This is a genomic window from Bradyrhizobium sp. BLXBL-03 (assembly GCF_051853015.1).
Taxonomy (GTDB): Bacteria; Pseudomonadota; Alphaproteobacteria; order Rhizobiales; family Xanthobacteraceae; genus Bradyrhizobium; species Bradyrhizobium manausense.
The window spans coordinates 6,781,400-6,808,133 of sequence record NZ_CP182470.1; the positions used below are offsets into that span (position 1 = coordinate 6,781,400).

A 26,734-nucleotide genomic window follows, 5' to 3' on the forward strand; every position below is an offset into this window, starting at 1 on the left:
GCTTGGTACGATGGCGCGTTGGTTCCGAAAGGACTGCAGCCACGTGACCAAGCTCGACAGACGCGAATTTATCCTCGCCGGCGCCGCTACGCTCGCGGCGGGCGCATCGGCGTCCGCGGCGCTGCCGGCGTCGAAACTTGCCCGGCGTCATCAGGGCTATGGTGCGGCGGCCACGCTCTGGGATTTGCAGTCAGATCCACGGCTGGGCGAGGCCATCAGCACCTATTGCACGCAGGTGGTGCCGGTGCTCGAGCTGAAATGGCCGATGCTGCGGCCGGACGCGCACACCTTCGCCTTCGAACGCGCCGACGCAATTCTGGATTTCGCGCAGCAGAACGATTTGACCATGCGCGGCCATACGCTCGCCTGGTATCACAACATTCCTGACTGGACCAAGCGGATCAAGGATTCGAAGGGCGTCGAGCGCGCCTATGTGGATCACATCTCGACCGTCGCGTCCTATTACAAGGACAAGCTGACCTCGTGGGACGTCGTCAACGAGCCGATCCCCGACAATCCCAGGGACGTCAAGGACCGGCGCGACACTTTCTGGACGCAGCATCTCGGCGACCGCTGGATTCCGCTGGCGTTCCGCACCGCAGCCGCCGCCGATCCCTACGTCAAGCTCGCGATCAACGAATACGATATCGAGTCGGCGAAGGATTCGTTCATCGCCAAGCGCGCGGCCTACCGCAACCTCATCATGGAGCTGCTGGATCAAGGCGTTCCGCTGCACGCGGTCGGGCTGCAATCGCATCTCCATGCCGAGCTCGAGATTGACACCCACGGGCTTGCCGAATTCGTCACCGAGATCCGCTCATGGGGCCTCGAGGTCTTCGTCACCGAGCTCGACGTCGACGATCAGAAGCTGACCGGAAGTCCTTTGGAGCGCGACGCCATTGTCGCCAAGCGCGTCGACGATCTCCTGACCGCGATCGCGAGCAGCGGCCCCGTGCGCTCGGTCCTGACCTGGGGCATTTCCGATCGCTACAGCTGGATCAACGGCTACGTCAAACGCCCGGACAAGCAGCCGAACCGGCCATTGCCGCTCGACGGCGAGTTCAAGCCCAAGCCGTTCATGGATGTCATCAGCAAGTTCACGAAGGACGTGTGAGGACTGGCAGGGTCTCACCCCTCCCCGACGGGGAGAGGTGAACACTCACGTCCGATCTAAGCCAGTGTTAGCCATCCGACGGCAGTCCCTGCACGATCCCGCGAAAGCGCAGCGGCGCCAGGGCGGATGCGCGTTGCCACCAGTCGGCGACGCGGTCGTCGAGCGCGGTCACCCCGCGACCGTGGCCTGGAAAGATCCGGATCTGCTGTACCGCTTCGGCGACGAACCCCTTGCCGCGGCGCGTGATCATGAGGGCGGCACCTTCACGGTCGCGCTGCGTCAGCGGCACCAGCAGCCGGCCGCGCGGGCGAAGCGATGCAAGCCAGAGCGGATGCGGATGCGAGAAGCCGGCATGCACGATGATGACGTCGGCCGGCTCGCCAATATCGCGACAGCCATCGCCGTAGATGACCTCGACATTGTGATAGGCGCGCAGGTAATTCGCAGCGCGCGCCGCGAGCCGCGCGTCACATTCGATTGCACACACCCTGCCCTTGGTCCCCACGATCTCCGACAGGATCGCCGAGAAATAGCCGAGCCCGCAACCGATCTGGATCACGCGATCCTTCGCTCGGATGTCGAGCACATCGATGAAATGGGCCCACAGGCTCGGCAGCCCGGTGTCGAGCTTGCGGCGCGCGTCGATGGCGACGAGCACGTTATCGTAGAGATGAACGGGATCGGCGCTGGGCGTCAGCCGGTAGTTGCGCGCCGCCCCGCTCTTGATGCGCCAGGGGCCCTTCGCCAGAAAATTTTCACGCGGCACCGCCGCGAGCGCCGCAAGCAGGCGCGACGAAGCAATCCGCTCGCGCTTCGCGATGAGCTCGACGAAGCGCGCCCGCGCAGCGGACAGATCGCTCATTTCACCGGATTGGCCTGCGGACGAGCCGGCGTATCGCCGCCGAGCTCATGCACCAGCTGCATGGCCAGCTTCAGGTCGGGCGTCAGGAAGCCCTCGTTGAATTTGCCGACGATCGGCACGAGCAGAAGGCTTGCGTGCTCGCGCTTGCCCGATGCGTGCGACAGCCGCGCGAGGCTCACGGCGGTTCTGAGCTCCCAGGACAACGCGCCCTGCTTGCGCGCCGTCTCCAGCGACAGCTCGAACAGATCTTCCGCCTCCTGCACCGAGGCCGGATTGCCATCCGACAAGGTGATCTCCCCCTGCAGGCGGTACACCTCGGCGAGGTAGGAGTGATCGCCGGTGCGCCTTGCGGTCGCAAGCGCACCGTCCAGCGCGCGCAAGGCGGCATCGCGCATGCCGACCTTGGCATAGGCCTCCGCGAGCAGGGAGCGGAACCAGCAGCCGGCGAGCCAGGAATCCATCGCCTCATACTCGTCGAGGCCGAAGCGCATCTGGCTGATGCCTTCGTCGAGGTCGCCGAGCTGGGCCAGCGCCCAGCCGCGCAGAATCGCGGCCTGCTGCTTCCAGTGCAGGAAATTGTGCTCGGTGGCGATGATCATGGCGCGGTTGGCGTGATCGCGCGTCCCTTCGATATCGCGCAGATGCTGGCAGAGATAGGCGCCGAACACGAGCGCGAAGGCGAGCGAAAACGGATGGCGGATCTTCTCCGCGAGCGCAATCGCCTGCTCGCTGTGCTGGCGCGCCGCGTCCGGCTGGCCCAGGAACCAGAGCAGGTAGCCGAGATAGGACAGCGAGACGACACCGGGATCGGTGCCGTGACGCTCCATCAGGTCGGAATGCAGATCGGGACTGTAGAGATCGATGCAGCGATGCAGATGATGTTGCGCGGCGGCGAAGCGCCCGCGATAGAGCATGGTCATCGCGATCGAGCGGTGCGCCTCGATCAGGTAGCCGGTCTGCTGCGCCGCGTCCTCGTTCAACCGCTCGCGCTTGGCGAATTTCAGCAGCTCGACGCTGAGATCATGCGCGCGGGTCAGGTCGGCGCGGATGAAATGGCACACCCATAGCCCGCGCGTCGCCGCAAAGGTCTTTTCGTCGTCGTCGAGCTGCTGGCCAAGCTCGAGGGCGCGAATGTAGTTCTCCTCGACCTCCTGCACGGCGTAGCCCTTGGCGGCGATCAGCGCGTTGCCGAGCGCGATCCGCAGCTCGAGCTCCACCTCGTCGGCGCCCTGCATGCGTGCGTTGGCCTGCACGACGCTCAAGCCACGGCGAAGATGGCCGATGGCCTCGAGATTGGCGCCGCTCTTTGCCGCCTGCTTGCCGGCCTTGAGCCAGAAGCTCGCCGCGCCCTCGCTCTGTCCGGACTCGGTCAGATGGTGGGCCAGCAGCTCCGGCTCGCGATCGGTCTTCTCCGGATACATCTCGGCAAGGACCTGGGCGATGCTGGCATGCAGCTTGCGCCGCTCACTATGCAACAGGCTGGCATGCGCCGCATTCTGGATCATCACGTGCTTGAAGGAGTAAACCGCGTCTGGCGGATGCCCCCGGCGCATGATCAGGCCGGCCTCCTCCAGATGGGTCAGCGCCGCCTCGATCTGCTCCGCCGGCGTGTTGGCGACCGCGTGCAGGGTCTCGTAGGAGAATTCGCGGCCGATGGTGGCGCCGATCTGTGCAATCCGCTTGAACGGCCCCATCCGGTCGAGACGGGCCATCAGCGAGTCCGTCAAGGTCGCCGGGATCGCGAGCTGCCGCCACGGACCCGACAGCACGTAGCGCCCGTGCCGCTCGGTCAGGAGGTTGGATTCGAGAACCGTCTTGGTCAACTCCTCAAGGAACAGCGGCACGCCGTCGGTCTTGACGATGATCTCCTCGACGACCTCCTTGGGAAGCTCTCTGCCCGCAACGCGCTCGACCAGCGTGGTGCGCAGCGGCCGGCTCAGCCGGTTCAGCACCAGCGTTGTGATGTGCGAATGCGCGTTCCAGCTCGGCTGGAATTCGGAGCGCGCCGTGATGATGGCCAGGATCGGCCGGTTCTGCACCTGGTCGACCAGCAAATCGACCACCTCGCGGGACGTCGGATCGATCCAGTGCAGATCCTCAAAGGCCATCACCAGCGGCATCTCGCGCGCGAGCCCCAGGAAGTGATTGACCAGCGCCGCGACGGTCGCGTCTTTGTGTTGCTGCGGCGACAGGTCCAGCGGCGGATAGCGCCCACCAGTCGGGATCGACAGCAGCGCGGCGAACAGCGGTGCCACCTGCTCGATATCGCCGTGGGCTGCGGCGATCGCATTCTCCAGGCTCGCCAGCGACAGCGCGGAGGCATCCTCGCGATCGAGACCGAGGGAGAATTTGAGCTGCTCGACGAAGGGATAGAACGCAGTGGAGGTGTAATAGGGAGAGCACTGGAACGCGACATGCCCGTGCCGGTCACCTGCGATCCGCTCAAATATCTCCTGGATGATGCGCGACTTGCCGATCCCGGGCTCGCCGAACTTGACGACGACCTGGCCGTCGCCGTCCTTGACCTGCTGCCAGCGAGCCATCAGCAGCGCGATTTCCTCTTCGCGGTTGACCAGAGGGGTCAGCCGCGTGCCCATGGCGGCGGCGAAGCGGGTCTCCACGCGCGTGGCGCGCACGACGTGCCAGGCCTGGGTTTTTTCCGAGATGCCTTTCAACGTCTGGGCGCCGAGATCGCGGTAATCGAACTTGCCCTTCAGCAGCGACTGCGTCGAGGCGGAGATCACCACGCCGTTGGGAGGCGCCAGCGCCTGCAGACGCGCGGCGAGATTGACGGTCTCGCCCACGGCGGAGTCGCGCTCTTCGGTGCCCTGGCCGACGAGGTCGCCGACCACGACGAGGCCGGTCGCGATCCCGATGCGGACGGCGGGCGCGTGGCTGAGCGCGCCGCGCGGCTCGATCGCGCGCGCGGTCGACAGCACCCGCACGATCTCGAGCCCGGCGCGCACCGCGCGCTCGGCGTCGTCCTCATGCGCGGTCGGATAGCCGAAATAGACCAGAATGCCGTCGCCGACGAAGCGGGCGGCAAAGCCTTCATAATGCTTGACGACGCGAACGCAGGTTTCGCGAAAGCTGGCGATCATGTCGCGCACGTCTTCCGGATCGAACTGGGCCGAGAGCTTCGTGGAATCCACCATGTCACAGAACATGGTGGTGAGCTGGCGACGCTCGGCGCCAACCTCGGTGCGGGTCTGCGGACGCGCCGGGGCAGCCGGCGCCTCCACCGTCTCCGCCTTGAACAGCGCGGCCATCGCCCGCTGCAACCGTTTGCGATCGCCAAGCGGTAACCCTAGCTCGGCAAGATCGGCCTCGGTCAGGTCGCCCATGACGTCGAGATCGAGGCGGTGCTGCGTGAACAAATCGGCATAGTGACCGAGACCAATGCCTTCGAGCCAACGCTTCAACCCGACTTCAGTCCCCGGCTCATTCTCCAGCATGGTGATCCCGCCGTACACTCCCTGCGCCAAAGGGCTTAAGGTCCCTCAACCACAGATTTTGGGGCCAAAACTTCACCTCAGACTGGACGCGTTGCCAAACTCCAGGGAAGAATAGCCCAATCGGATCAAAAGGGAATGGCATTGTCGGAGATCGCATCCGAGGCGGGAGATAGACCAGCCGGCGCGGGCGTCGAAACCGAGAACCTTGCCGATATCGGCAGCCTTCTCGCTTTTCACGCGCGCGCGATGCCGGCGGCGCCCGCCCTGCTCGCGCCCGGCCGGCCTCCTCTGGCCTACGGCGCGCTCGGCACCTGGATTGCGCATTGCGTCCGCACGCTGCGCGGGCTCGGCATTACACCTGCCGACCGAATCGCCGTCGCACTGCCGCGCGGAGCCGACAGTGCATTGGCGCTGATCGCGGTGGCATCGACCTGCGCCTGCGTCCCCGTCAATCCCGACTTCACCGCGGACGAGCTGCAACGTTATTTCAGCGAATTGAAGCTCACGGCACTCGTTACACGGGCGGACATGAACTCGCCGAGCCGCGACGTCGCCAGGGCACTTGATATCGCGGTGATCGATTTCGTGCCGAGACCGGAGACGGATCTCGGCGGCTGCAAGTTCGTGGGCCCGACGATCGGGCCAGCCTGTGCCGACGGCACCGCTCGCGCGGAGGACGACGCCTTCATCCTGCTGACATCGGGCACGGCTGCGCGCCCGAAGATGGTGCCTCTGACGCACCGCAATGTGTGTCTCTCCGCGCAGAATGCCGGCCGGGTGCTTTCGCTCGCTCCGCATGATCGCCTGCTCAACGTCCTGCCGCTGTTTCATGCCCACGGCCTGATCTCCGGCCTCCTGACCGCATTCGCGGCGGGCTCCAGCGTGATCGTAACAGGCGGTTTCGACGCACCGTCCTTTTTCGGCTGGATGCGGGACCTGCAACCGACCTGGTACACGGCCGTGCCGACCATTCATCGCGCATTGCTCACCGCCGCGGAAGCGAGCCCCGAGCGCGTCCGGTCGTCGTCGCTGCGGGTGATCCGCTCGGCTTCGTCCTCGCTTGCACCCGCCATCCTGAACGGGCTGGAGGCGATGTTCGGCGTCCCCGTGCTGGAAACCTACGGCATGACGGAAGCTGCCTCGCAGATTGCCGCCAATTCGTTCGAGCTACGCAAGATCGGCTCGGTCGGCCGCGCCGCCGGCCCCGAGATCGCGATCATGGACGAAACGGGCCGCCTGCTTGCGCCCGGCCAGCATGGCGAGATCATGCTGCGCGGGCCCAACATGAGCCGCGGCTATTGTAATGACGAAGCGGCGACGCAGGCCGCGTTCCGCGATGGCTGGTTCAGGACCGGTGACCTCGGCTATCTCGACGCCGACGGCTATCTCTTCATCGTCGGCCGCATCAAGGACGTCATCAACCGCGGCGGCCAGAAGATCTCGCCGCTGGAGGTGGAGGAGGTGCTGCTGGCCCACCCGGCGGTGCTGGAGGCCGGCGTGTTCGCCATTCCCCATGCCACGCTCGGCGAGAACGTCGCCGCCGTCGTGGTGCTCAGGGACAATGCCGAGACGACCTCAGACCAGTTGCGCCAATTCGCACGCAAGCGTCTCGCCGCCTACAAGGTGCCGAACCTGATCCGTAAGATGGCCGCGCTGCCGAAGGGCGCCAGCGGCAAGGTCAAGCGCAACGCGCTGGCCGAGCTGATTTCAGCCCCCCACGACGATGACGAAACGCAGCTGCCGCGCAACGAGCTGGAGACCCAGCTCGCCGCAATCTGGGCCAGTCTGCTCGAGCTTCCGCAGGTCGGCATCGACCAGGACGTCTTTGCGCTCGGCGCAGATTCGCTCGCGGTCACGCAGATGCGCTCCCGCCTGCGCGAACGCTTCAACGTCGACTTCTCCTTCGAGGACATCTTCGATTGCGCCACGGTCGGTGCTCTTGCCGCCCGGATCGAGACCACGGCGCACCGCGATGCGACGTTGCCGGCTTGGCGCCAGGAGGCTGCCGAAACGGACGCGCCGCTGTCGTTCCAGCAGCAGCGGATGTACGTGCTCTCAAGGCTCGACCCGACGCGCTACAATTATAACGTGGTCGAGGTCGCGCTGCTGAAGGGCGAGGTCGATATTGCCGCGCTTCAGGTAAGCCTCAACGCGATCTGCACACGTCATGAAGCGCTGCGTTCGATCTTCGTCGAACGCGAGGGCGAGCCTGTGCAGCGCGTGCTTCAGGCATCGCCACAGCTCGAGCGGATCAAGCTCGAGCCCTGCCCTGCCGAGAGGCAGGTTGCGGTCGTCAGGCGCGAGGCGCTCAAGCTTGCGCGGTACGAATTTGATCTTGCCGGTGAGCCGCCGCTGAAGGTCACGCTGCTCTCTTTCGACAAATGCAGCCATGCGCTGATGGTCAATGTCCATCACCTCGTCACCGATGGTTGGTCGCAACGGCTGTTGTGGGAGGCGCTCGCCGCCCGATATTCTGCCGCGCGCAAGGGAAGTGTGACGGCGCTCGCCCCGCCCAGCTTTCAGTATCGCGACTTCGCGCGCTGGCAGCAGAGCTGGGCGCAGACCCCGGCCGCGAGGGAGCAGCTCGACTATTGGCGGACCCAGCTCGACGGCGTCACCACGCTGCCGCTGCGGACCGATCGGCCACGGCCGGAGTTCTGGAGCGGCCACGGCGCCCGTCATTATTTCGAATTCTCAAAGGCCCTTTCCGCCGACATCCGCTCGCTGAGCCGGGACCAGGGCGTGACGCCTTACATGGCGCTGCTCGCGGTGTTTCAGTGTCTGCTGTTCCGCCACACCGGGCACGAGGATGTCGCGACGGGTTCGCTGATCGCGAACCGCAACCAGATCGAGAGCGAGCGCCTGATCGGCCTGTTTGCCAACACGCTGATCCTGCGCAACGATTTCAGCGGCGACCCGACCTTCGGCGAGCTGCTGCGCCGGGTGCGTCAGGGCACGCTCGATGCTTACCGCAACCAGGATCTTCCGATCGAGGAAGTCCTGCGTGCCTTGCAGATCGCGCGCAGGAGCGACGGCAATCCGCTGTTCCGGATCATGTTCATCCTGCAGAACGCATCGATCGAGAGCGCGCGCTTTCCCGGCCTGTCGACGCGGCGGTTGGAAATCGATCCGCAAGTCGCCCGCTTCGACATCACGCTCGAGCTGGTCGAGGCCGAGGGCCGCTTCACCGGCTTCTTCGAATACGCCACCGATCTGTTCGATGCGGCGACGATCGAGGCCATGGCGGATCGCTTCAAGACCTTGCTCAAGGCGGTCATCACCAATCCCGAGCAGCGCATCTCGCGCCTGCCGCTGCTGACGGCCGCGCAGCGCCGGCGATTGCTAACGAAGGGCCGGCCAGCCAATTTCGCAGCGCGCGGAAATGTCTGCGAACGGTTCGAGCGGCAGGCGAAAAAGGCGCCGAATGCCGTCGCAATTTCAGATGGACATGAGTCCCGGAGCTATCGCGAACTAGCGCATCGCAGCCAGGCGATCGCGCGCTGGCTTGCCAGCGAAGGTGCCGGTGCGGAGACCGTGGTCGCGCTATTGGCGGATCGCGGACCGGACCTGCTCGCAGCGATGATCGCGGCGCAGCGTGTGGGCGCAGCGTTCCTGAACCTCGATCCCGAGCAGCCGCCGGCGAGGCTCGCAACCATCCTCGGCTCGAGCTGCGCAAACGTGCTGCTGACGGGACGCGCGCAGTCCGCCGTGGTCGACGCGCTACTCGAACCGCTGGTCGCACGCATCCGGGTCGCCGTAGTCGACGATATAATCGCAGGCGGATCGAGCGAGCCGGGCCGCCCTGCCCGGCGGGCGGATTCGAGCCTGGCCTATCTCATCTATACGTCCGGCTCCTCCGGCGCACCGAAGGGCGTCATGATCGAACAGCGCGGGCTGTCGAACCATCTCGCCTCGCTCATCGATGAACTCGGCCTTACGGCCACGGACGTGATCGCGCAGACCGCGCCGCAGAGCTTTGTCATCTCGGTCTGGCAGTTCCTCGCCGGTCCCATGGTTGGCGCGCGGGTCCATGTCTGCGGCAATTCGATCGTGCAGGATCCGATGCTGCTGGCGCGGGAGATCGAGCGCGAAGGCATAACGGTGCTGGAGATCGTGCCCTCGCTGCTTCGCGTGATCCTCGAACGGATGGACGAGGCGCCGATGCTGCGCGCTTTTGCGAAGTTGCGACTATTGATCTCGACCGGCGAGCCGCTGCCGGTCGAGCTCTGCCGCGCCTGGTTCGCCCGCTGCCCGAAGGTGCCGCTGATCAATGCCTATGGCGCCTCGGAATGCTCAGACGACGTCTCGCTGCACCGATTGACTCATGCACCCGATGCTGCGACCATCAATGTTCCGGTCGGCGCGCCCCTGCCCAACACCCAGCTTTACGTGCTCGATCCGGATCTGGAGCCGCAGCCGATCGGCGTGGTCGGGGAGCTCTGCGTCGGCGGCGCCGGCGTCGGCCGTGGCTATGTCAACGATCCCGCGCAGAGCCGGCAGCGCTTCATCCCCGATCCGTTCGCGCGGGGGAAAGGCGGCCGGCTCTATCGCACCGGCGACCTTGCCAGGCGCCGCGGAGACGGGACGATCGAATGCCTCGGCCGCGCCGACCTTCAGGTCAAGGTCCGTGGTTATCGCGTCGAGCTCAAGGAGATCGAGACTGCGCTGGCCGACCACGCAAGCGTGCGGGCCGGCATCGTCGAGCCGCGGCGCGATGCCAATGGCGATGTCAGGCTGATTGCCCACGTCGTAGCCAAAGCCGGCAACAAGATCAGCGCCAGCGAGCTGCGCGATTTTCTCAAAAGCCGGCTGCCTGTTCATGCAATCCCGTCGGCGTTCCTGTTCCGGGATCAGGTCCCGCTCAACGCCCACGGCAAGCTCGATCGCTCCGCCGTGCTGGCGCCTCCGCAACAGGAGAGCGCCGCGACTGAGATGACCGTGCCGGCCCGGCGCTTCACGGAAAAGGTCCTGTCCGACATCTGGATCGATCTGCTGAAGGTCGAGAGCCTTGGTGTCACCGACAATTTCTTCGACCTCGGCGGCCATTCGCTGCTGGCCGGGCAAGCGATGGCGCGCATCGCCCGAGCGCTTGGCGTATCGCTGCCGATCAAGACCATCTTCGAGGCACCGACGATCGCGGAGCTCGCCCGGCGGGTCGACGAGGCCGTGGCCACGGCACCGCAAAGGCCTGCGGCCGGCGTTCCACGCCTGGCCGAAAGCGCTCCTCCCACGCTGTCGATCGCGCAGGACCAGATGATGCGGATCGAGCGGAACCTGCCCGATCTGCCGCTGTTCAACCTGCCCTTCGCGTTCCACCTCGAAGGCCCGGTCGATCCGCTCACCCTGGCGCAAGCCATTGACGACATCGTGCGTCGGCACGAATCCTTGCGGACGGCATTCGGTTGGAATGGCGAGCAGCCGGTCAGCCAAGTCATCGCGCCAGCCACGCTCGGTCCGGTCCTGACCGTCGAAACCATCGGTGACGGGCGGCCCCACGACAATCAGCGGCGCAAGGCGCTCGAGTTCAGGAAGATCGAGCTCCTGATCGCGCAGGAGACCTATACCCCCGTTAACACCGCGCGGGCACCGCTGCTGCGGGCGCGCCTGCTGCGCCTTCATGCCGAGGATCACGTCCTGCTGCTGACGCTGCACCATGCCATCGCGGATGGCTGGTCGATCGGCGTGCTGTTCGAGGAATTGTCGGGCCGCTATGCCGCGCTGGCGGGCCATCCGTCGCCGCCCCTGCCGGGCACGCCGCTGGCGTTTTCCAGCGTCGCGCGCTGGCAGCGCTGGTGGTGCGGAACTGCGGCGGCCCGCCGGCAGGCCGCCGACTGGGCCGACAATCTGCGCGGTGCAGCCCCCGTGTTTGACGGCGAGGCGCGCGCGGGCGCGTCGACCGGCCATCATCCGCTCAGCCTAGAGCGTGATCTCGTCGTCGGTCTCACCTTCTATGCGCGCCAGCACAACAGCACGCTGTTCATGTGTCTGCTCACCGGCCTGAAGGCCCTGCTGCTGGCGCGGACCGGGCGCACCGACATTTCGGTCGCCACCGCGATGGCCAACCGCGCCCAGCCGGACACCGACCACATCATAGGCCCGTTCGAAAACACCGTGATCGTCCGCAGCCGAATCACGCCGGATCTGTCGTTCGCCCAGGCCTTGGCCCGGGTGCGCCAGAGCGTGCTCGACGCGCATGCGCGGCAGGAGCTGCCGTTCAACATCGTGGCCGACCATCTGGAGCGGGAGGGCATCGACCCGGCTTCGCTGCTTCAGGTCCATTTCACGCTGCAAAACCCCCTGCGCCAGCCGCTCGACCTGCCTGATGTCGCGGTGCGATCGATCGGCAACGTCGCGCGGGAAGGCCAGCCGGTGCTGCCAGTCGACCAGACCTGGCTATCGCTGATGCTGAAGGAGCGCCCGACCGGGATTACAGGTTCGTGCAATTATAAAGACGATCTGCTCGACGGCGCCACGGTCGGCGCATGGATGGAGGATCTCGTCGCGCTGCTTGAGGCTGCCATCCTCCGGCCAAACACGCCGCTGGAGCGCTTGCTCGCCCGCAGGGCGGCATGACCAGCCGCACAGGACAGGCAAACACGAGTTCACCCGTCAAAGCTGTGAAGACACAAGTTGCATCTTGATTATTCGGCTCCAGCGCGCAAGATTATTCTCGCCTTTTGATTTGGACGATATTTTCAACCGGGGAGCGTCATTATGGGTTTTATCAAATTTACCAAAGGCACCTCGCTCAGCGACAAGGACCGCAAGGCCCTGCTAAAGCTGCTGACGGGCGAGAAGAAAAAACTTCAGTCCGCCCTGAAGGACGTCGATGCCAGCCTTGCGACGCTGGGCGTCGCGAAGAAGGCCAAGAAGAAGAAATAAGATTCGGCGGCCGGGACGCCGGGCGGATCTTCGCGTATCATTTTCGATTTGAGCCGCTCGCCTGTCCGGTCGGGGTCTCGCACAAGCCTGCTCCTGCAAACCGGCCAGCGATTGACAAGAATTTGCCTGGGTGGACCGCTAGAAATGGTCCGCCGAGTTGCTTCCTGTTCGGTTGATCCTTCAGTCAGGGCCGGATTTGGCCTCCGCCTGACGCTATGGGCCCAATTGATGGCAGACGACGGAATTGAACTGTTTATCGGATTGATCGAGAGCATCGATACGCCCGGCGCGGTGGATGTGTGCCGAGGGTTGCTCTCGGTCGACGAGCAGATACGCGCCGACCGCTTCAAGTTTGAACGGCATCAGCGGCAATATGTCTTCGCGCATGCGATGCTGCGCCTCGCGTTGTCGCATGCGGCCCCTGAGGTCGAACCGACCGACTGGTCGTTTTCGACCGGCCGCTACGGGCGACCCTTTGTCGCGGCGCCCACGACCGCGACGCCGCTGCATTTCAGCCTGTCCCATGCCGATGGCTGCGTCGCCTGCGTCGTCTCGAAGCATGAGACCGTCGGCGTCGATGTCGAGACCGTGTCGCGGCGCGTCGCACCGCTGTCGACCGCGCTTCGCTTCTTTGCGCCGGAAGAGGTGGAGACGCTGCGCACGCTGCCGGAGCCCGCCGCGATCGAGCGCTTCTTCGACTATTGGACGCTGAAGGAAGCCTATCTGAAGGCAAGAGGTTTTGGGCTCAATCTGCCGCTGGATGCGTTCGCGATGCAGGTGTCGCGGGAGGCGATCAAGATCAGCTTCAAGCCCGATATTGCCGACGACCCAGCGGGCTGGCGCTTCTCGCTGTGCTCGCCATCGCCCTCGCATCGCCTTGCGATCGCCGACGGCTCGGGCGCGGCCGGCGGCCTGCGCATCACCCGCAACGCCTGGCCGCTCCAGGACGCGGCGGAATGATGCCGGCGCGGCTGCGCGTCTTTCCTGCGATCTCGCGCAACCGCGATCCCGAAAAATACGTCGGCGAGCTGATGCGGGTGGCTGATTTCGCCGACCGCAACGGCTTCGAAGGTATTCTGCTGTTCGAGGGCAACGACGTGTTCGTCCAGCCCTGGGCGATGGCCCAGCACATCCTCGCCGCGACGACGCGATCCTCACCGCTCATCGCGGTCAATCCGGTCTACATGCATCCGTTCACGGCGGCGAAGTTCGTCTCGTCCTTTGCGCAGCTCTACGGCCGCAAGGTCTATCTCAACATGATCACGGGGACCGCGATCAGCGATCTGCAGGGGCTGGGCGACGAGCAGTCTCACGCCGACCGCTATGTCCGGCTCGGCGAGTTCGTCACCTTGATGCGCAGGCTGCTCTCGAGCCCCCGCCCGGTGAATGTCGACGGCCGGTTCTATTGCGCCAGCAATCTGCAACTGCGGCCGCGCCTGCCCGCCGAGCTGATGCCGGAATTTCTGATCGCGGGGCAATCCGACGCAGCCAGGCGCGTCGCCGAGGAGGCTGGCTGCATCAAGATGCAGATGTTGCCGCCCGACCTCGATCGAGGCCTCGGCGCATCAGGTATGAACTTTGGCATCTTCGCGCGCGAGAGCCGCGACGAGGCGCGGCGGGCGGCCAAGGCCCGTTTCCGCGACAATCCTGACGATCGCGAGCTGCTCGCGCTCACGGTCGAAAATTCAGATTCGGTCTGGAAGCGGCGATTGTACGAGGGGCAAAGCGGAGAGCTCGCCGACAATGGCTATTGGCTGCTGCCCTTCCTCACCTTCCAGGCCGACTGTCCCTATCTCGTCGGCAGCTATGCCGAGATCGGCGCCCAACTGAAGGAGTTTGCGGCGAAGGGGCTGACCACTGTCATGCTCGACATGGTCGCCGACGAGGCCGAGATGCAGCATGTTTGCAAGGCGCTGAAGGCGAGCGGGATGTTTTGACTACTGATCAACACTGCATCCGCATCGTCATTGCGAGCGAAGCGAAGCAATCCAGGACCTTTCCCTAGAGGCAGTCTGGATTGCTTCCCTTCGCTCGCAATGACGGAGAACGACGGTCTATCCAGCGAAAATCACCGCACCTCTTCGAATCCCGCAAGCACCGAGGTCAGGTTGGCGCCAAGGATATCCGAGAGATAGCCGCCTTCCTGCACGAACACGGTCGGCAGGCCCAGCTTCGCGATGGCCTGGCCGATGCGGCGGAAGCCGGGCGTGGTGACGGCAAGCCCCTTCAACGGATCGTGCTCGGAGGCATCGAGGCCGAGCGCGATCACGAGCGCGCCGGGCGCAAAGGATACGATCGCCTTGCGCGCGATCTCCATCGCTTGCATGTAGCCATCGTCGCCAGTGCCGATCGGCAGGGGAATGTTGAGATTGGCGCCGAGGCCGGCGCCCTCGCCGCGCTCATGCGCATAGCCCCACACATAGGGATAGTAGGCGACCGGATCGGCGTGGATCGAGACCGTGTAGACATCCGGCCGCGCGTAGAAGATGCCTTGCGTGCCGTTGCCGTGGTGGACGTCGACGTCGAGGATCACGACGCGCTCGTGCTTCAGGCGCAGATGCGCGGCCGCGATCGCGCTGTTGTTGAGGAAGCAGAAGCCGCCGGCCATATCGCGATAGGCGTGATGGCCGGGCGGACGGCAGAGCGCGTAGACAGCGTCTTCGCCGTCCATCACCATCTGCGCCGCGGTGACAGCGACATCCGTCGCCGCGCAAGCCGCGGCCCATGTGCCCGGCCCAATTGGAGCTGCGGTGTCGGCGGTGTGCCAGCCGAGCTTGCCGACGACGTGGGTCGGATAGGTGGCGGCATGGCGCACGGGATGGACGTTGCCGATCATCTCCGGACCGGCATCGCCGAGCGCCGTCCAGGCGTCCCAGGCTTCGCTCAGGAACGACAGATATTCCGGGCTGTGAATGCGCGCCCGCGGGCCCTGGCCGAATTCGGTCGGCTCGACCAGCTGATGCTTGCCGTCCTTCAAGCCTTTGAGCAGGCGATCGGCGCGCTCGGGCTGCTCGGTGGTGCGCTTGACGACGCCGCGAACCAGGAAGAATTGCGGATCGTGGCTGCGGTGCAGTTCGGTATGGACGGCTTTCACTCAACACTCCGTGCTCTTCAGCGGCTTTTTGAATCGACGCGTTCTCCTGACGCGAACCGGTATCCACTTCGCTCGAAACGCCTTGATAGTGCCACAGAGTTTTTTGATCGCTGCGGCGGCCAGATGCAAGCAAGAAGAATGCCGGCCTGTGCCGCACCGCTCTGCGCCAGCAGCAGATCGCCCGCGAAATATTCTCTTGTTTGAGCATGATCTTTTCGGAAAACCGCTGCACACTTTTCCGGATCATGCTCTAGCAGCGCCCGCGCTGAAGACAATATTCCCTGCCCTGCTGATCGGTGCGGAAGGTTTCGATGAAGCCGCCCTGGCGCTGGGTGACGAAGACGGTCTTGCCGTTGCTGCCGCCGAAGGCGAGATTGGTCGGCTCCTTCGCTTTCAGCGTGATCTCGCGCTCGACCACACCACTCGGCTTCATCAGCGCGATCGTACCCTTGAGAATGCGCGCGACGTAAAGGCGGCCGGCGACGTCGGTGCGCAGACCGTCGATGGTGTCGGGCTGGAATGTCTTGACCAGCTTCGCATCGGTGAGCTCGCTGTCCCGGATAATGTAGGACCAGACCTGGCCGTTGCTGGACTCACCGACATAGAGCGTCTTGCCGTCGGGGCTGAGATCGATGCCGTTGGTGGTGCCCATCGAACGCGGCGCCGACATGATCTGTCCCTGCACCACGCCATCGGCGGCTTTGGCAATGCGCCAGATGTGACCTTCGCGGCCCTTCCAGTTCGGATCGCTCGCATAGATCGTGCCGTCGTGTGCGATGGTGATGTCGTTGGGCTGGTTCATCTCGTCGGAGTGAAACCAGACGGCCGGCTCGGTGCCGCCCTTCGGGATCGCAAAGATGTTGTGCTTCTTGTAGTCGGCGATGAACATCGTGCCATTGCGATCGAAGCGGATCGCGTTGCCGACGCTTCCCTCGGGAAGCTCCGTGAAAGCTTCGGACGCCGCAGCGCCCGCGGGCAATCGGCCGATGGTGCCGGGCTTGCCGAAATTGACGACGAAGAGATCGCCATCGAGATCGGCGGCGGGGCCCTCGATACCGTGCGTATATTCACCTGAAGGCGTGACCTGCACGCTTTCGAACAGCTTCGTCTCGGCCGCGAAGAGCGGCGTCGCGACGACAAGCAGAATGCTACTGCACAGGCACCAGAAAGTCCTGCCGGATGTAATAGCCATCGTCGTCGCTGCACTCACCATATAGATAGGGATCAGCCGGCCGGAAGAACCGGCTGAAGCCGGGTTTGTCTACAGCGTTCCTTTGTGTCACGACGACGACCTTGGCAGCCGGTATTTCGCCGCATTCCTTGTTCGCCTTGCTGAAGAACTTGCGCTGCGGCAGGCCCGGCTTGATGCGCATCGGCGTTCCCGGAACCATCCTGGCAACCAGCAGATCCGCTGTGGTCAGCAAGGCCGCGTAACCCGGCTCGGTCTTCGGCAGACTCTCGCCGCCGGGCGGCATCAGCTTCTCCGCGCCGATGCCGCGCAGGCGCGTGCGCAATCTGCCGGAGGCGGGATCGCCGGGATAGATCCAGCCATCCTGCGACAGCATGAACCTCAGCACGGTCGCATCCTTGTCCGCGTCCGACTGCCCTGCCTTGAGGCCGAAATCGGAGTGGCAGCCGACGCAGTGCTTTTCAACGAGGTTCTTGCGCAGCGTGGTGAGCCGTAGCTTGTTCTGCGGATCCTTGGCGACGAAGGCCGCGAGTTGGTCGATCAACGCTTGGCTTCTGACATCGCAGGGTAGTGGCGGCGGCGGATCGCCGGCGGCGCGATCGATGCGGATGATGGTCTGGTTCTTGTCCTCGACCAGCCAGATCGCACCGTCCTCCGCGACCGTCATGCCAACTGGCGCGCCTTGCGGCCGCGCACCATTGACGCGGTGCCAGCCCGCGATCAGTTCGTCGAACGGCGCAGCGGCGACGTCGCCGGCGTCGCTCTGAAAATTGTGGGTCGGATCGGCCGCGCAGCTGACGTGGTAGCGCACCGGCGGCGGAGCAGGCTTTGGAAAGCCGTGATCGTCGACGTCGTAGATCAGCACGCGGCTGCCGGTCGGGCGGTAGCCGTGGAGCCCGATCAGCAACTTCCCTTCCAATTCGGGGAACCTGACGCCGTGATAGTACAGCATCGCGAGCGGCGCACCATGTGGCGGCAGCAGCGAGAAGGGCTGCTTGTAGAGCGCGCTCGCCGTACAGAGCGATTTGTAGATGCCGGATTGCAGCACGAGCTTGAACTCGGGACTCGGCGTCGACAAATCGTAACAATAGGGCCAGCCATAATGCCTACCCTGCTCGATCGCGTTGATCTCCTCGTTCGGCTTGAAGATATCGGGCAGGTCCCGACCATTCTCTCCTTGCAGGAAGGCGTAGCCGGCATCGGGGAAGTTCGGGTGCAGCGCCAGCGCCAGCGAGTTGCGCAAGCCGCGCGCGTAGATCGTGTGAGCGGGATCCGGATCGCCAGGCTTCAAGGCCGGGAAGACGCCGCCTGACGGTGGCGTGAACAGCCAGAGTGCCGCCATGGCGGAAGCGCCTTCAGCCGGTGCGCAAGGCTTCGTGATCGGCGCCGGCGCAATGCAATCATCGCTGTGGGCACCGACATTGACGAACAGCCGCCCGTTCTTGTCGAAGACGAACTGCTTGAGCGGATGCGCGGCCTCCTCGAGCTTCGTCCCGTCAGGCAGCGTGATGCGGCGGCCCGGCATATGACGGATGATGGTCTCGACCGTGCTGCGCGGATTATCGGCGAGCGGATCGAAGCGGAAGATTGTCTCGGCGCTCGAGGCGTAGAGCTTCTTGTCCGGACCGATCACGAGGCCGAACGGATATTCGACCCCGGTCAGCAGCTCCTTGGAGCGATGGCCGCTGGCGGCGTGAGGATCGAGCAGCAGCAGCCGGCCGTCGGTGTGGCCCCAACCGCCCATGTCGGCCACCACGAACAGCTCACGGCCGGGCACCTGGATGATCGACCGCGGAAATTTCAGATGGTCTTCCTCGCTGCCGACCAGGCCAGCGCAGAAGCCAGCCTTCATGTCGATCTGGACTCTTGGGAAGGCGAGATCGCCGCTGCCGCAGGTCTCCGGTCCGACCGCATAGCCGCTTTTCCGCAACTGATCGGACGCCGCTGGCGAGGCAAGGCCAAGCAAGACCGCGGTGACGGCGGCAGCTGCGCACAAGCCTCGGCGTCCATTCTGCAAAGTGAGATGATTCACAGCGGCCTCCCCCGATTTTCGGTTGAGGGTTGTTCCATGTCGTGCAGGAGCCGTCCAGCCATCACCCGGCTGTGATTAAACCTGTAACGATCTTCGTGGCGACCAACCTCCGTAAATTCCCTTACCGGGTTCAACCCGAATATTTTGGGAATGCTTGGGGTGGTATCGTTTTGCCGTCCCAATCGCTCTCTCCAGGAGGCGCTTATGGTCCAGGTCTACTTTCACTGCTCCAACACCGAGGGCACGCTGATCGACCGCTACGGCGCTGCCGTCGCCAATCTGACCGAAGCGCGCGATCGTGCTGCCCAGATCATGCGATCCATGATCGAGACGCCAGGCGCCGAGGACTGGCGCGATTGGGTGATCCATATCAGCGACGACGACGGCGAAGAGATTTTCGATCTCCCCTTCACCGCCATGCTCGGCAAGCCCCATTAAGGTGATGCCATGCTGTTCGCTTCCCTGACCCTGCTCCGCCAGCCCCTCACCTTCGTCGCCACCAAATGGCTGACGCTGATCCGGGTCGCCGGAAATCCCTACCGCCCCGAGCTGCATTACATGCGCGGGCCTGGCCCGAAATGGCGCGCCAAGTACCAGGCTAGCCGGCTGGACCGCATGCGCTGAGGCGGCGCTTACCGCATTTTTCAGACATTTGTATCTTTCGTCATGGCCGGGCTTGCCCGGCCATCGACGTTTTTTGGAGAACCGTAAGACGCAGCGTCAAAATGCTGATCGTGCCATCCTGCGCCCGTTTCACACCTGCCATGTTGCGTCTCGCAGCAGATGTTTTCGCCGATGGTGATGTGCCATTCTCGTCGAGCTTTGCCCATCGGAAGACGAGATCATGCCTCATCAGTTCAGCCTCAACCAAACCTTCCGCAAACCCGCCGTGACATCCAAGGTCGGCATTGTGGCTTCGCAGTCGCGGCAGGCGGCTGAGGTGGGAGCGCAGGTGCTGGCGGCGGGCGGTGACTGCGTCGACGCGATCGTGGCGACGACCTTCGCATTGAACGTACTGGAGCCCTGGAATAGCGGCATCGGCGGCGGCGGCGCGATGGTGCTCTACCGCGCCAAGGAAAATCGCTATGAGGTGATCGACTACGGCATGTGCGCGCCGCAAAGCCTGCGCGCCTCGGATTATCCCATCGTTGGGGACCGCCTCGCGACCGACCTGTTTCCGTGGCCGCGGGTGAAGGACGATCGCAACGTTCACGGTCCCGCCGCGATCGCCGTGCCGGGTGTCGTCGCCGGCATGGAGGAGGCACACCGACGCTACGCCAGGATGCCGTGGAAGGAGCTGGTTGCTCCGGCAGCCGCACTGGCCGGTGAAGGCCTGCTGGTCGACTGGTGGACGACACTGACGATCGCGAGTGCAGCGGCAGATCTGCGCCGCTATCCGGCAGGCGCGGCCGCCTTTCTGAAAGACGGCCTGCCCCCGAGCCCGCCCTGGAGCATCGAGGCTGAGACCCGGCTGCCACAGGACAATTTGAAAGCGACGCTGTTGCACCTCGCCGAGGCCGGGCCACGAGACTTCTATCAGGGCGACCTCGCCAAGAGCATCGCGTCCGACATCAAGGCCGATGGCGGCTCGCTATCGGTCGAGGATCTCGCTGCATTCCGCGCCCATCTGCGCGAGCCGCTGGCGATCCCCTATCGCGGCGGCAAGGTGCTGGCGACGCCGGAACTCACGGCCGGCCCGACCATGGCGCATGCGCTGCGGCTGTTGCAGGAGAATCTGAAGCCGGCGGGCACGCCTGACGCCGCTGCCTACAGCGAGTATGCAGTGGCTCTGCAGGCGGCCTATCGCGAGCGCCTCAAGGACATGGGCGATGTCGACGGCAGGCGCGCGCTCGGCGCCGAGTATCTCGCGCCGGCCTGCACCACGCATTTCTCCGTGGTCGACCGCGACGGCAACATCGCCGCGGTGACGCAGACACTGCTGTCCTCGTTCGGCTCGAAATATGTGACGCCCCAGAGCGGCATTCCCATGAACAACGGCATCATGTGGTTCGATCCGACGCCCGGCACCACCAATTCGCTCGCTCCCGGCAAGCGCTGCCTCACCAACTACACGCCTGTGATCGCCGAGACCCCGGACGGCAAACGACTCGCGGTCGGTGCCTCCGGCGGCCGCCGCATCCTGCCTTCCGTCCTGCAACTCGTGTCCTTTGTGGTGGATTTTGGCATGGACCTCGATGCCGCCATCCACCAGCCCCGTATCGATTGCAGCGAAGGCGCGATCGTGCTCGGCGACATCAGGCTGCCGGCGGATGCACGCAAGGCTCTCGCCGCGCGCTTCGATTACAGGGAGGCGCCGGTGCAGACCCTGCCGATGAAGTTCGCCTTCCCGAGCGTGGTGATGCGTGATGGCGACACCAATTCCGGCGCGGTCGAGATCTTCCAGCCCTGGGCAGATGCTGTGGCGGAAGGCTGAGGCTAGCTAGATCCCCAGCCGGTCTCGCACCCGACCGGCAATCACCGCCGTGGTCACGCCGACCGGCCAGAACGCGTGCATCGGGATCGGCTTGATGCCTGATATTGGCATGTCGATCTCCGCCTTGGCACCGCCGATCAGCCGGCGCGCAAGCTGCGCGCCCATGGCGGTCGAGAGCGCGACTCCGCGACCGTTGCAACCCAGCGAGATCAGGATGCCTTCCGCCGGCTCATGCACATGCGGATAATGATCCCCGGTGATGGCGAGCCGGCTGTTCCAGCCGTGCGTCCAGGCCACGCCCTTGAGCTGCGGCCATAGCCGCTCGGCGTAGCGCATGAGATAGGCGACATCAGTTGGCGACTTGATCCAGCGCATCGGACCGCGACCACCCATCAGCAGGCGGTTCTGCTGGTCGATGCGGTAATAGACGGTGATGTGGCCGCTCTCGTAGAGCACGGGCCGTGTCCGCATGATCGCGCGGGCGACCTCGTCGGGCAGCGGCGCAGTAGCCGCGATCGAGGAAAACACCGGCACGATGGTGCGGCGGAGCGCGGGCCAGAGATCGTCGGTGAAGCCGTTGGTTGCGAGCAGCACCTTCTCCGCATGCACGACTGCGCGCGGAGTCTCGATGCGCCAGCGCGCGCCGTCGCGACGGAGCGATAGCGCCGGCGTCTCGCCGTGAACCTTCGCGCCTGCTGAAATTGCAGCGCGCGCAAGACCACGGGCGTAGCTGAGCGGATGCAGGTCGCCGCCTCGCGTATCGAGCATCGCGCCGATGTAGCGATCCGTACCGGTCATCTCGCGCAACTGCTCGCGGTTCAGATATGACACCGGCATGCCGCGGCGGATGCATTGCTGCGCGGTCTGTTCGATCGCAGCGGCGCTGGCGTTGTTATAGGCCGCGCGCAGCGTGCCGTTCTGCCGCGCCTCGCAAGGGATTTGGTAGCGGCGGATCAGATCGTGGGTGAAGTTCGGCGAGCCGTAGGAGAACGCGATCATGCGGCGGCCGAGCCCGGTGCCGAAATCAGCCTCGATCTGATCGGGGTCGTGCTTCAGGCCGGGATTGGTGTGGCCGCCATTGTTGCCGGACGCGCCCCAGCCCGGCTCCTGTGCCTCCAGCACCAGCGCCTCGACGCCCTGCTCGGCCAGATGCAGCGCCGTCGACAGACCGGTGTAGCCGCCGCCGACGATCGCAACGGAAACGCTCCTGTCCGTATCGAGCGCCGGCGTCGCAACCGGCGCGACGGCCGTGTCGGCATAGAGCGATGGCGGCAGAGGCAGGCGTGTCATTGTAAAAGTCCGGTCAGAGCGGATGCAGCACGCGGCGCAAAAAGTCCTGCGTGCGCGGATGCTGGGGCTGGTTGAGCAGCGTTTTAGCCGGCCCCTGCTCGACGATGATGCCGCCGTCGATGAACAGCACACGATCGGCAACGTCGCGGGCAAAGCCCATTTCGTGGGTGACCACGACCATGGTCATGCCGTCATCAGCGAGCTTGCGCATGACACCGAGCACATCGCCGACCAATTCAGGATCGAGCGCCGAGGTCGGCTCGTCGAACAGGATCGCCTTCGGCTGCATGGCGAGCGCGCGCGCAATCGCGACACGCTGCTGCTGGCCGCCGGAGAGCTGCGGCGGGTGCGCGTCGGCCTTTTCGGCGAGGCCGACCTGAGCAAGCAGTGCGCGACCCCGCTCCAGCACCTGGGCGCGCGGCTCCTTCTTCACGAACAGCGGCCCCTCGACCACGTTCTCCAGCACCGTCCGATGCGGGAACAGGTTGAAGCGCTGGAACACCATCGAGACCTGGGTGCGGATGTTGACGATCGACGGCGCGTCGCGGTCGACTTTCAGGCCTTCGACGTTGATCTCGCCGCGATCGTAGCTTTCCAGCCCGTTGATACAGCGCAGGATGGTGGACTTGCCCGAACCTGACGGGCCGACGATGCAAACCACCTCGCCCTTCTCGACCTTCGCCGTGATGCCCTTGAGCACCTCGACCTTGCCAAAACTCTTGTGGACGTCGTTCAGCTCGATCATTTCTTGCCCGCCCGCTTCTCGAAGTGACGGACCAGCAGGATCAGCGGGATGCTCATGGTGAGATACATCAATGCGACCAGCGTGAACACGCTGGTGTTCTTGAAGGTCGAGGACGCGATCAGCTTGCCTTGCAGGGCAAGCTCGGCGACCGTGATGGTGGAGGCCTGCGAGGAATCCTTCAGCATCATGATCATGACGTTGCCGTAGGGCGGCAGCACGATGCGCACGGCCTGCGGCAGCACCACGCGGCGCATGGTCAGCCACCAGCCCATGCCGATCGACTGCGCGGCCTCGATCTGGCCCTTATCGATCGCCTCGATTCCGGCGCGGAAGTTTTCCGCCTGATAAGCCGAATAGGCGATGCCAAGCCCGAGAATAGCGGCCTGCAAGGCGCTGAGCGTGACGCCGAGATCGGGCATCACGAAGTAGAGGTAGAACAGCAACACGATGATCGGGATGCCGCGGATCACGTTGATCAGGCTGGCGCTGAGCATCGACAGCGCTCTTATGCCGGAGACCCGCATCATCGCCCAGATCAGGCCGAGCACCGTCGAGAGCAGCAGCGAGCCGATCGTGACGATAACCGTCAGCGCGACGCCGTTCATCAGGATCGGGAAGAACTCGGCGGCGTCGTGCCAGAAGCCTTTCATCGTGCAGCCCTATGAGCGCTCTATCAGCCCTGCGCCTTCTGGCCCCATTTTTCGAGGATCTTGTCGATGGTGCCGTTGGCCTTGAGCTTCGCCAGCGACGCGTTGATCTTGCCGAGCAACTCGGTGTCGCCCTTGCGGACGCCGATGCCGACCGAGCCGACCGTGACGGGCTTGTAGCCGTCGACGAGACGCACCTCGGGGAACCCACCCTGCTTCAGATTATAGGCCAGGATCGGATAGTCGGCGTAGCCGGCCTTGAGGCGGCCGGTGTTCACATCGCGCAGGATGTCGGGGATGGTGTCGTAGGCCTTCACCTCGGCGAACAGGCCGGACTTCTTCAACGCATCGACGAAGGCGGTGCCGACCTGGGCGCCGACAGTCTCTCCCTTCAGATCATCCTGCGTGGCGTAGGATTTGGTGTCGCTCTTCGGCACGACCAGGCCTTCGCCATAGGTGTAGATCGGGTCGGAGAAATCGACGACCTCCTTGCGCGGCGCCGTGATGAACATCGCGGCCGCGATGATGTCGATCTTGCTCGAGGTCAGCGACGGGATCAGCGCCGAGAACTGCATCGGCTCGATCTGCACGTTGAAGCCGGCGTCCTTGCCCACTTCGGTGACGAGATCGACCATGATGCCCTGAATGGAATTGGTCTTGGTGTCGAGGAAGGTGAAGGGAATGCCCGTCGGCGTCGAACCGACCTTCAGCACCTGCTGCGCCGAGACCGGCATCATCGCTGCCATTGCGAGCGCCGCGACCGCGGCCAGACCAAAACGCTTCATCGCATCCCCCTTGGGTCCCGACCGATGCCGGCGCTCGCGCATGTCGTGGATCAGACGTTGCGGGCCAAGCCGTTTCGGCCTATTTTCACCAATATGAAAATTTGGTCACACTTTCGCGGACGATGCAAGCGGTTTTCATGCACATGAAGGAAGCGGTTTGACGTGAGCGGTGGCAAAAGAATGCGCAAACCGGCCGCGGCAAAGCCGGCGAAGAGGGTCAGGAAGGCTACCGCGAAGCCGACGGAGCCCCCAATGGACGTCGCGGTCGGCCGTCGCCTCCGCGATCTCCGCCGCGCCAGGCAATTTTCGCTCGAAATGGTCGCGGCGCGCACCGAGCTGTCGATCGGCTTCCTGAGCCAGATCGAGCGCGGCCTGTCGTCGCCCTCGCTGCGCGTGCTGGCGACGCTCGCCGATGTGCTCGGCGTCGGCATCGCCGCCTTGTTCGGCGCCAGCCCCAGCGCCGACGGCACATCCGATCAGGTCGTCACGCGCGGGCTACAGCGGCCCGAGCTGAAGCTCTGGCGCACCGGCGTCTCCAAGCAATTGCTGAGCCCGGCCAGCGCCGACAACAAGCTCAATCTATTCCTTGTGCATCTTGAGCCCGGCGGCTCGACAGGCGACGAGCTCTACACCCATGACGGCGAGGAAGCGGGCCTCGTGCTAGAGGGCGAGATGATGCTCACGGTGGACAGCCAAACTTGGTCGCTGAAGACGGGCGACAGCTTTCGCTTTGCGAGCCGCAGGCCGCACCGGTTTTCCAATCCGGCGCGGGATGCGAACAGCGTCGTGCTGTGGGTGAATTGCGTGACCGGGTAATTTGCCGTCATTCCGGGGCGCCTCGAAGAGGCGAACCCGGAATCTCGAGATTCCCGGCTCGATGCTTCGCATCGCCCCGGAATGACGCAGCAATCACCCGAACCTATGCTGATACCGATCCACCGTCAGCGCGCTCACATCCACGTCCGGCTTCTTGCCCGAGAGCATGTCCGCGAGCACGCGGCCGGAGCCGCAGGACATGGTCCAGCCAAGCGTGCCATGGCCGGTGTTGAGGTGGAGGTTGGCATACTTGGTCGGGCCGATGACCGGCGGGCCGTCCGGCGTCATTGGACGCAGGCCGCTCCAGAACGTCGCCTTGGAGAGATCGCCGCCGCGCGGGAACAGATCGCTCAGGGAGTGATCGAGCGTGGCGCGACGGGCGCCGTAGAGCTTGGTCGAGAAACCCGAGATCTCGGCGGTGCCGCCGACGCGGATGCGGTTGCCGAGGCGGGTGATCGCGACCTTGTAGCTCTCGTCCATCACGGTCGATTCCGGCGCGCCGGAGGCGTCCTTGATCGGCACCGTGATCGAGTAGCCCTTCACCGGATAGACCGGCAGTGAAATCCCGAGCGGCGCTGCCATGCGCGACGAATAGCTGCCGAGCGCGAGAACATAGCTGTCGGCCTGCAAAAGGCCGGCGCTGGTCGCGACACCGCTGACACGCGCGCCGTCGGTGACGATGCGGTCGATGCCGGTGTTGAACAGGAAGCGCACGCCGAGCGCCTGGGCCTGCTTGGCCAGCGCCTGCGTGAACATGTGGCAGTCGCCGGTCTCGTCCTGCGGCAGGCGAAGGCCGCCGACGAATTTCTCCTTCACACCCGCAAGCGCCGGCTCGACCGCGATGCAGCCTTCGCGGCTCAGCGTTTCGTAAGGCACGCCGTATTGCTTGAGCACGGCGACGTCCTCGCCGGTGCCCTCGAGCTGGGCCTGGTAACGGAACAGCTGCAGCGTTCCCTTTGAACGCTCGTCATATTGAATGCCGATGTCGCGGCGCAGGTCGCGCAGGCTATCGCGGCTGTATTCCGCGATCGGGATCATCCGGCTCTTGTTGACCGCGTAGCGTGCGCTGGTGCAGTTGCGCAGCATCTTGAGCAGCCAGACCCACATGACCGGATCGAGCTTCGGCCGGATCACCAGCGGGCCGTGCTTCATCAGAAGCCACTTGACCGCCTTCACCGGCACGCCGGGGCCTGCCCATGGCGAGGAGTAGCCGGGCGACACTTCGCCGGCATTGGCAAACGAGGTCTCAAGCGCGGGCTCAGGCTGACGGTCGACGACCGTCACCTCGTGGCCGGCACGGGCGAGGTAGTAGGCAGAGGTGACACCGATGACACCGCTGCCGAGGATCAGAACTTTCACGCTTGGTCAAACTCCCGCGGCATCACGCTC

The 26,734-nt window shown here is 64.8% G+C and carries 19 protein-coding genes; 9 read left to right on the forward strand and 10 right to left on the reverse strand.

Features of this window, described 5'->3' with window-relative positions:
- The first annotated feature begins 43 nt into the window (after positions 1–43).
- Positions 44–1,114 carry an endo-1,4-beta-xylanase gene (locus ACNJX9_RS32415; RefSeq protein WP_439406076.1) on the forward strand — a complete coding sequence of 357 codons (1,071 nt, stop codon included), beginning with the start codon at positions 44–46 and terminating at the stop codon, positions 1,112–1,114.
- 67 nt (positions 1,115–1,181) lie between these two features.
- Here the strand turns inward: ACNJX9_RS32415 and ACNJX9_RS32420 are convergent, their stop codons facing one another.
- Complete coding sequence (locus ACNJX9_RS32420; protein WP_439406078.1) at positions 1,182–1,976, reverse strand: protein-L-isoaspartate O-methyltransferase family protein; 795 nt, start codon at positions 1,974–1,976, stop codon at positions 1,182–1,184.
- Positions 1,973–5,431: an ATP-binding protein gene (locus ACNJX9_RS32425; RefSeq protein WP_439406080.1), complete on the reverse strand. Its 3,459-nt coding sequence runs from the start codon at positions 5,429–5,431 to the stop codon at positions 1,973–1,975. Before ACNJX9_RS32425 ends, ACNJX9_RS32420 begins: the two co-directional genes overlap by 4 nt.
- Positions 5,432–5,566: 135 nt before the next feature.
- Between ACNJX9_RS32425 and ACNJX9_RS32430 the strand changes: the two genes are divergently transcribed.
- The 4 genes from ACNJX9_RS32430 to ACNJX9_RS32445 all read left to right on the forward strand — a co-directional run bounded on the left by ACNJX9_RS32430 (position 5,567) and on the right by ACNJX9_RS32445 (position 14,250).
- On the forward strand, positions 5,567–12,004 hold the full coding sequence (locus tag ACNJX9_RS32430) for an amino acid adenylation domain-containing protein (protein ID WP_439406081.1): 6,438 nt from the start codon (positions 5,567–5,569) through the stop codon (positions 12,002–12,004).
- A gap of 141 nt (positions 12,005–12,145) precedes the next feature.
- A complete protein-coding gene (locus tag ACNJX9_RS32435; protein ID WP_167353980.1) occupies positions 12,146–12,313 on the forward strand; it encodes a hypothetical protein in 168 nt (55 codons plus the stop codon).
- Between the two features lie 228 nt (positions 12,314–12,541).
- Positions 12,542–13,273, forward strand: a complete 732-nt coding sequence (locus tag ACNJX9_RS32440; protein WP_439406082.1) for a 4'-phosphopantetheinyl transferase family protein — start codon at positions 12,542–12,544, stop codon at positions 13,271–13,273.
- Entirely contained in the window at positions 13,270–14,250 is a 981-nt protein-coding gene (locus ACNJX9_RS32445) for an LLM class flavin-dependent oxidoreductase (protein ID WP_439406083.1), read from the forward strand. Before ACNJX9_RS32440 ends, ACNJX9_RS32445 begins: the two co-directional genes overlap by 4 nt.
- 131 nt (positions 14,251–14,381) lie before the next feature.
- On the opposite strand, the gene ACNJX9_RS32450 is transcribed toward ACNJX9_RS32445, so the two are convergent.
- The 3 genes from ACNJX9_RS32450 to ACNJX9_RS32460 form a co-directional block, all read right to left on the reverse strand.
- Complete coding sequence (locus ACNJX9_RS32450) at positions 14,382–15,407, reverse strand: histone deacetylase family protein (RefSeq protein ID WP_439406084.1); 1,026 nt, start codon at positions 15,405–15,407, stop codon at positions 14,382–14,384.
- A gap of 250 nt (positions 15,408–15,657) precedes the next feature.
- A complete protein-coding gene (locus ACNJX9_RS32455) occupies positions 15,658–16,599 on the reverse strand; it encodes an SMP-30/gluconolactonase/LRE family protein (RefSeq protein WP_439406085.1) in 942 nt (313 codons plus the stop codon).
- Positions 16,556–18,592 carry a PQQ-dependent sugar dehydrogenase gene (locus ACNJX9_RS32460; protein WP_439406087.1) on the reverse strand — a complete coding sequence of 679 codons (2,037 nt, stop codon included), beginning with the start codon at positions 18,590–18,592 and terminating at the stop codon, positions 16,556–16,558. Before ACNJX9_RS32460 ends, ACNJX9_RS32455 begins: the two co-directional genes overlap by 44 nt.
- Positions 18,593–18,832: 240 nt before the next feature.
- Between ACNJX9_RS32460 and ACNJX9_RS32465 the strand changes: the two genes are divergently transcribed.
- The 3 genes from ACNJX9_RS32465 (at position 18,833) to ACNJX9_RS32475 (ending at position 21,062) form a co-directional block, all read left to right on the forward strand.
- Positions 18,833–19,066, forward strand: coding sequence for a DUF6894 family protein (locus ACNJX9_RS32465; RefSeq protein ID WP_057747891.1), 234 nt, complete (start codon positions 18,833–18,835; stop codon positions 19,064–19,066).
- Between the two features lie 9 nt (positions 19,067–19,075).
- The gene (locus tag ACNJX9_RS32470) at positions 19,076–19,252 is read left to right on the forward strand and encodes a hypothetical protein (RefSeq protein WP_439406089.1); all 177 of its coding nucleotides are present in this window, start codon (positions 19,076–19,078) and stop codon (positions 19,250–19,252) included.
- Positions 19,253–19,472: 220 nt separating this feature from the next.
- Entirely contained in the window at positions 19,473–21,062 is a 1,590-nt protein-coding gene (locus ACNJX9_RS32475) for a gamma-glutamyltransferase family protein (RefSeq protein ID WP_439406091.1), read from the forward strand.
- Positions 21,063–21,068: 6 nt separating this feature from the next.
- Here ACNJX9_RS32475 and ACNJX9_RS32480 read toward each other — a convergent pair whose 3' ends face one another.
- The 4 genes from ACNJX9_RS32480 to ACNJX9_RS32495 are packed head-to-tail and all read right to left on the reverse strand — an operon-like array spanning position 21,069 to position 24,529.
- Positions 21,069–22,352 (reverse strand): NAD(P)/FAD-dependent oxidoreductase, encoded by a 1,284-nt coding sequence (locus ACNJX9_RS32480; RefSeq protein WP_439406093.1) that lies wholly within the window; start codon positions 22,350–22,352, stop codon positions 21,069–21,071.
- Positions 22,353–22,365: 13 nt separating this feature from the next.
- Positions 22,366–23,097: an amino acid ABC transporter ATP-binding protein gene (locus ACNJX9_RS32485; RefSeq protein WP_271598584.1), complete on the reverse strand. Its 732-nt coding sequence runs from the start codon at positions 23,095–23,097 to the stop codon at positions 22,366–22,368.
- Entirely contained in the window at positions 23,094–23,747 is a 654-nt protein-coding gene (locus ACNJX9_RS32490; RefSeq protein WP_057747902.1) for an amino acid ABC transporter permease, read from the reverse strand. Before ACNJX9_RS32490 ends, ACNJX9_RS32485 begins: the two co-directional genes overlap by 4 nt.
- Positions 23,748–23,770: 23 nt before the next feature.
- The gene (locus ACNJX9_RS32495; protein ID WP_057747905.1) at positions 23,771–24,529 is read right to left on the reverse strand and encodes an ABC transporter substrate-binding protein; all 759 of its coding nucleotides are present in this window, start codon (positions 24,527–24,529) and stop codon (positions 23,771–23,773) included.
- Positions 24,530–24,709: 180 nt separating this feature from the next.
- On the opposite strand from ACNJX9_RS32495, the gene ACNJX9_RS32500 reads away from it, so the two are divergent.
- On the forward strand, positions 24,710–25,345 hold the full coding sequence (locus ACNJX9_RS32500) for a helix-turn-helix domain-containing protein (RefSeq protein WP_439406096.1): 636 nt from the start codon (positions 24,710–24,712) through the stop codon (positions 25,343–25,345).
- A 93-nt stretch (positions 25,346–25,438) separates the two neighbouring features.
- Here ACNJX9_RS32500 and ACNJX9_RS32505 read toward each other — a convergent pair whose 3' ends face one another.
- The gene (locus tag ACNJX9_RS32505) at positions 25,439–26,704 is read right to left on the reverse strand and encodes a D-amino acid dehydrogenase (RefSeq protein ID WP_439406098.1); all 1,266 of its coding nucleotides are present in this window, start codon (positions 26,702–26,704) and stop codon (positions 25,439–25,441) included.
- Positions 26,705–26,734 lie beyond the last annotated feature (30 nt).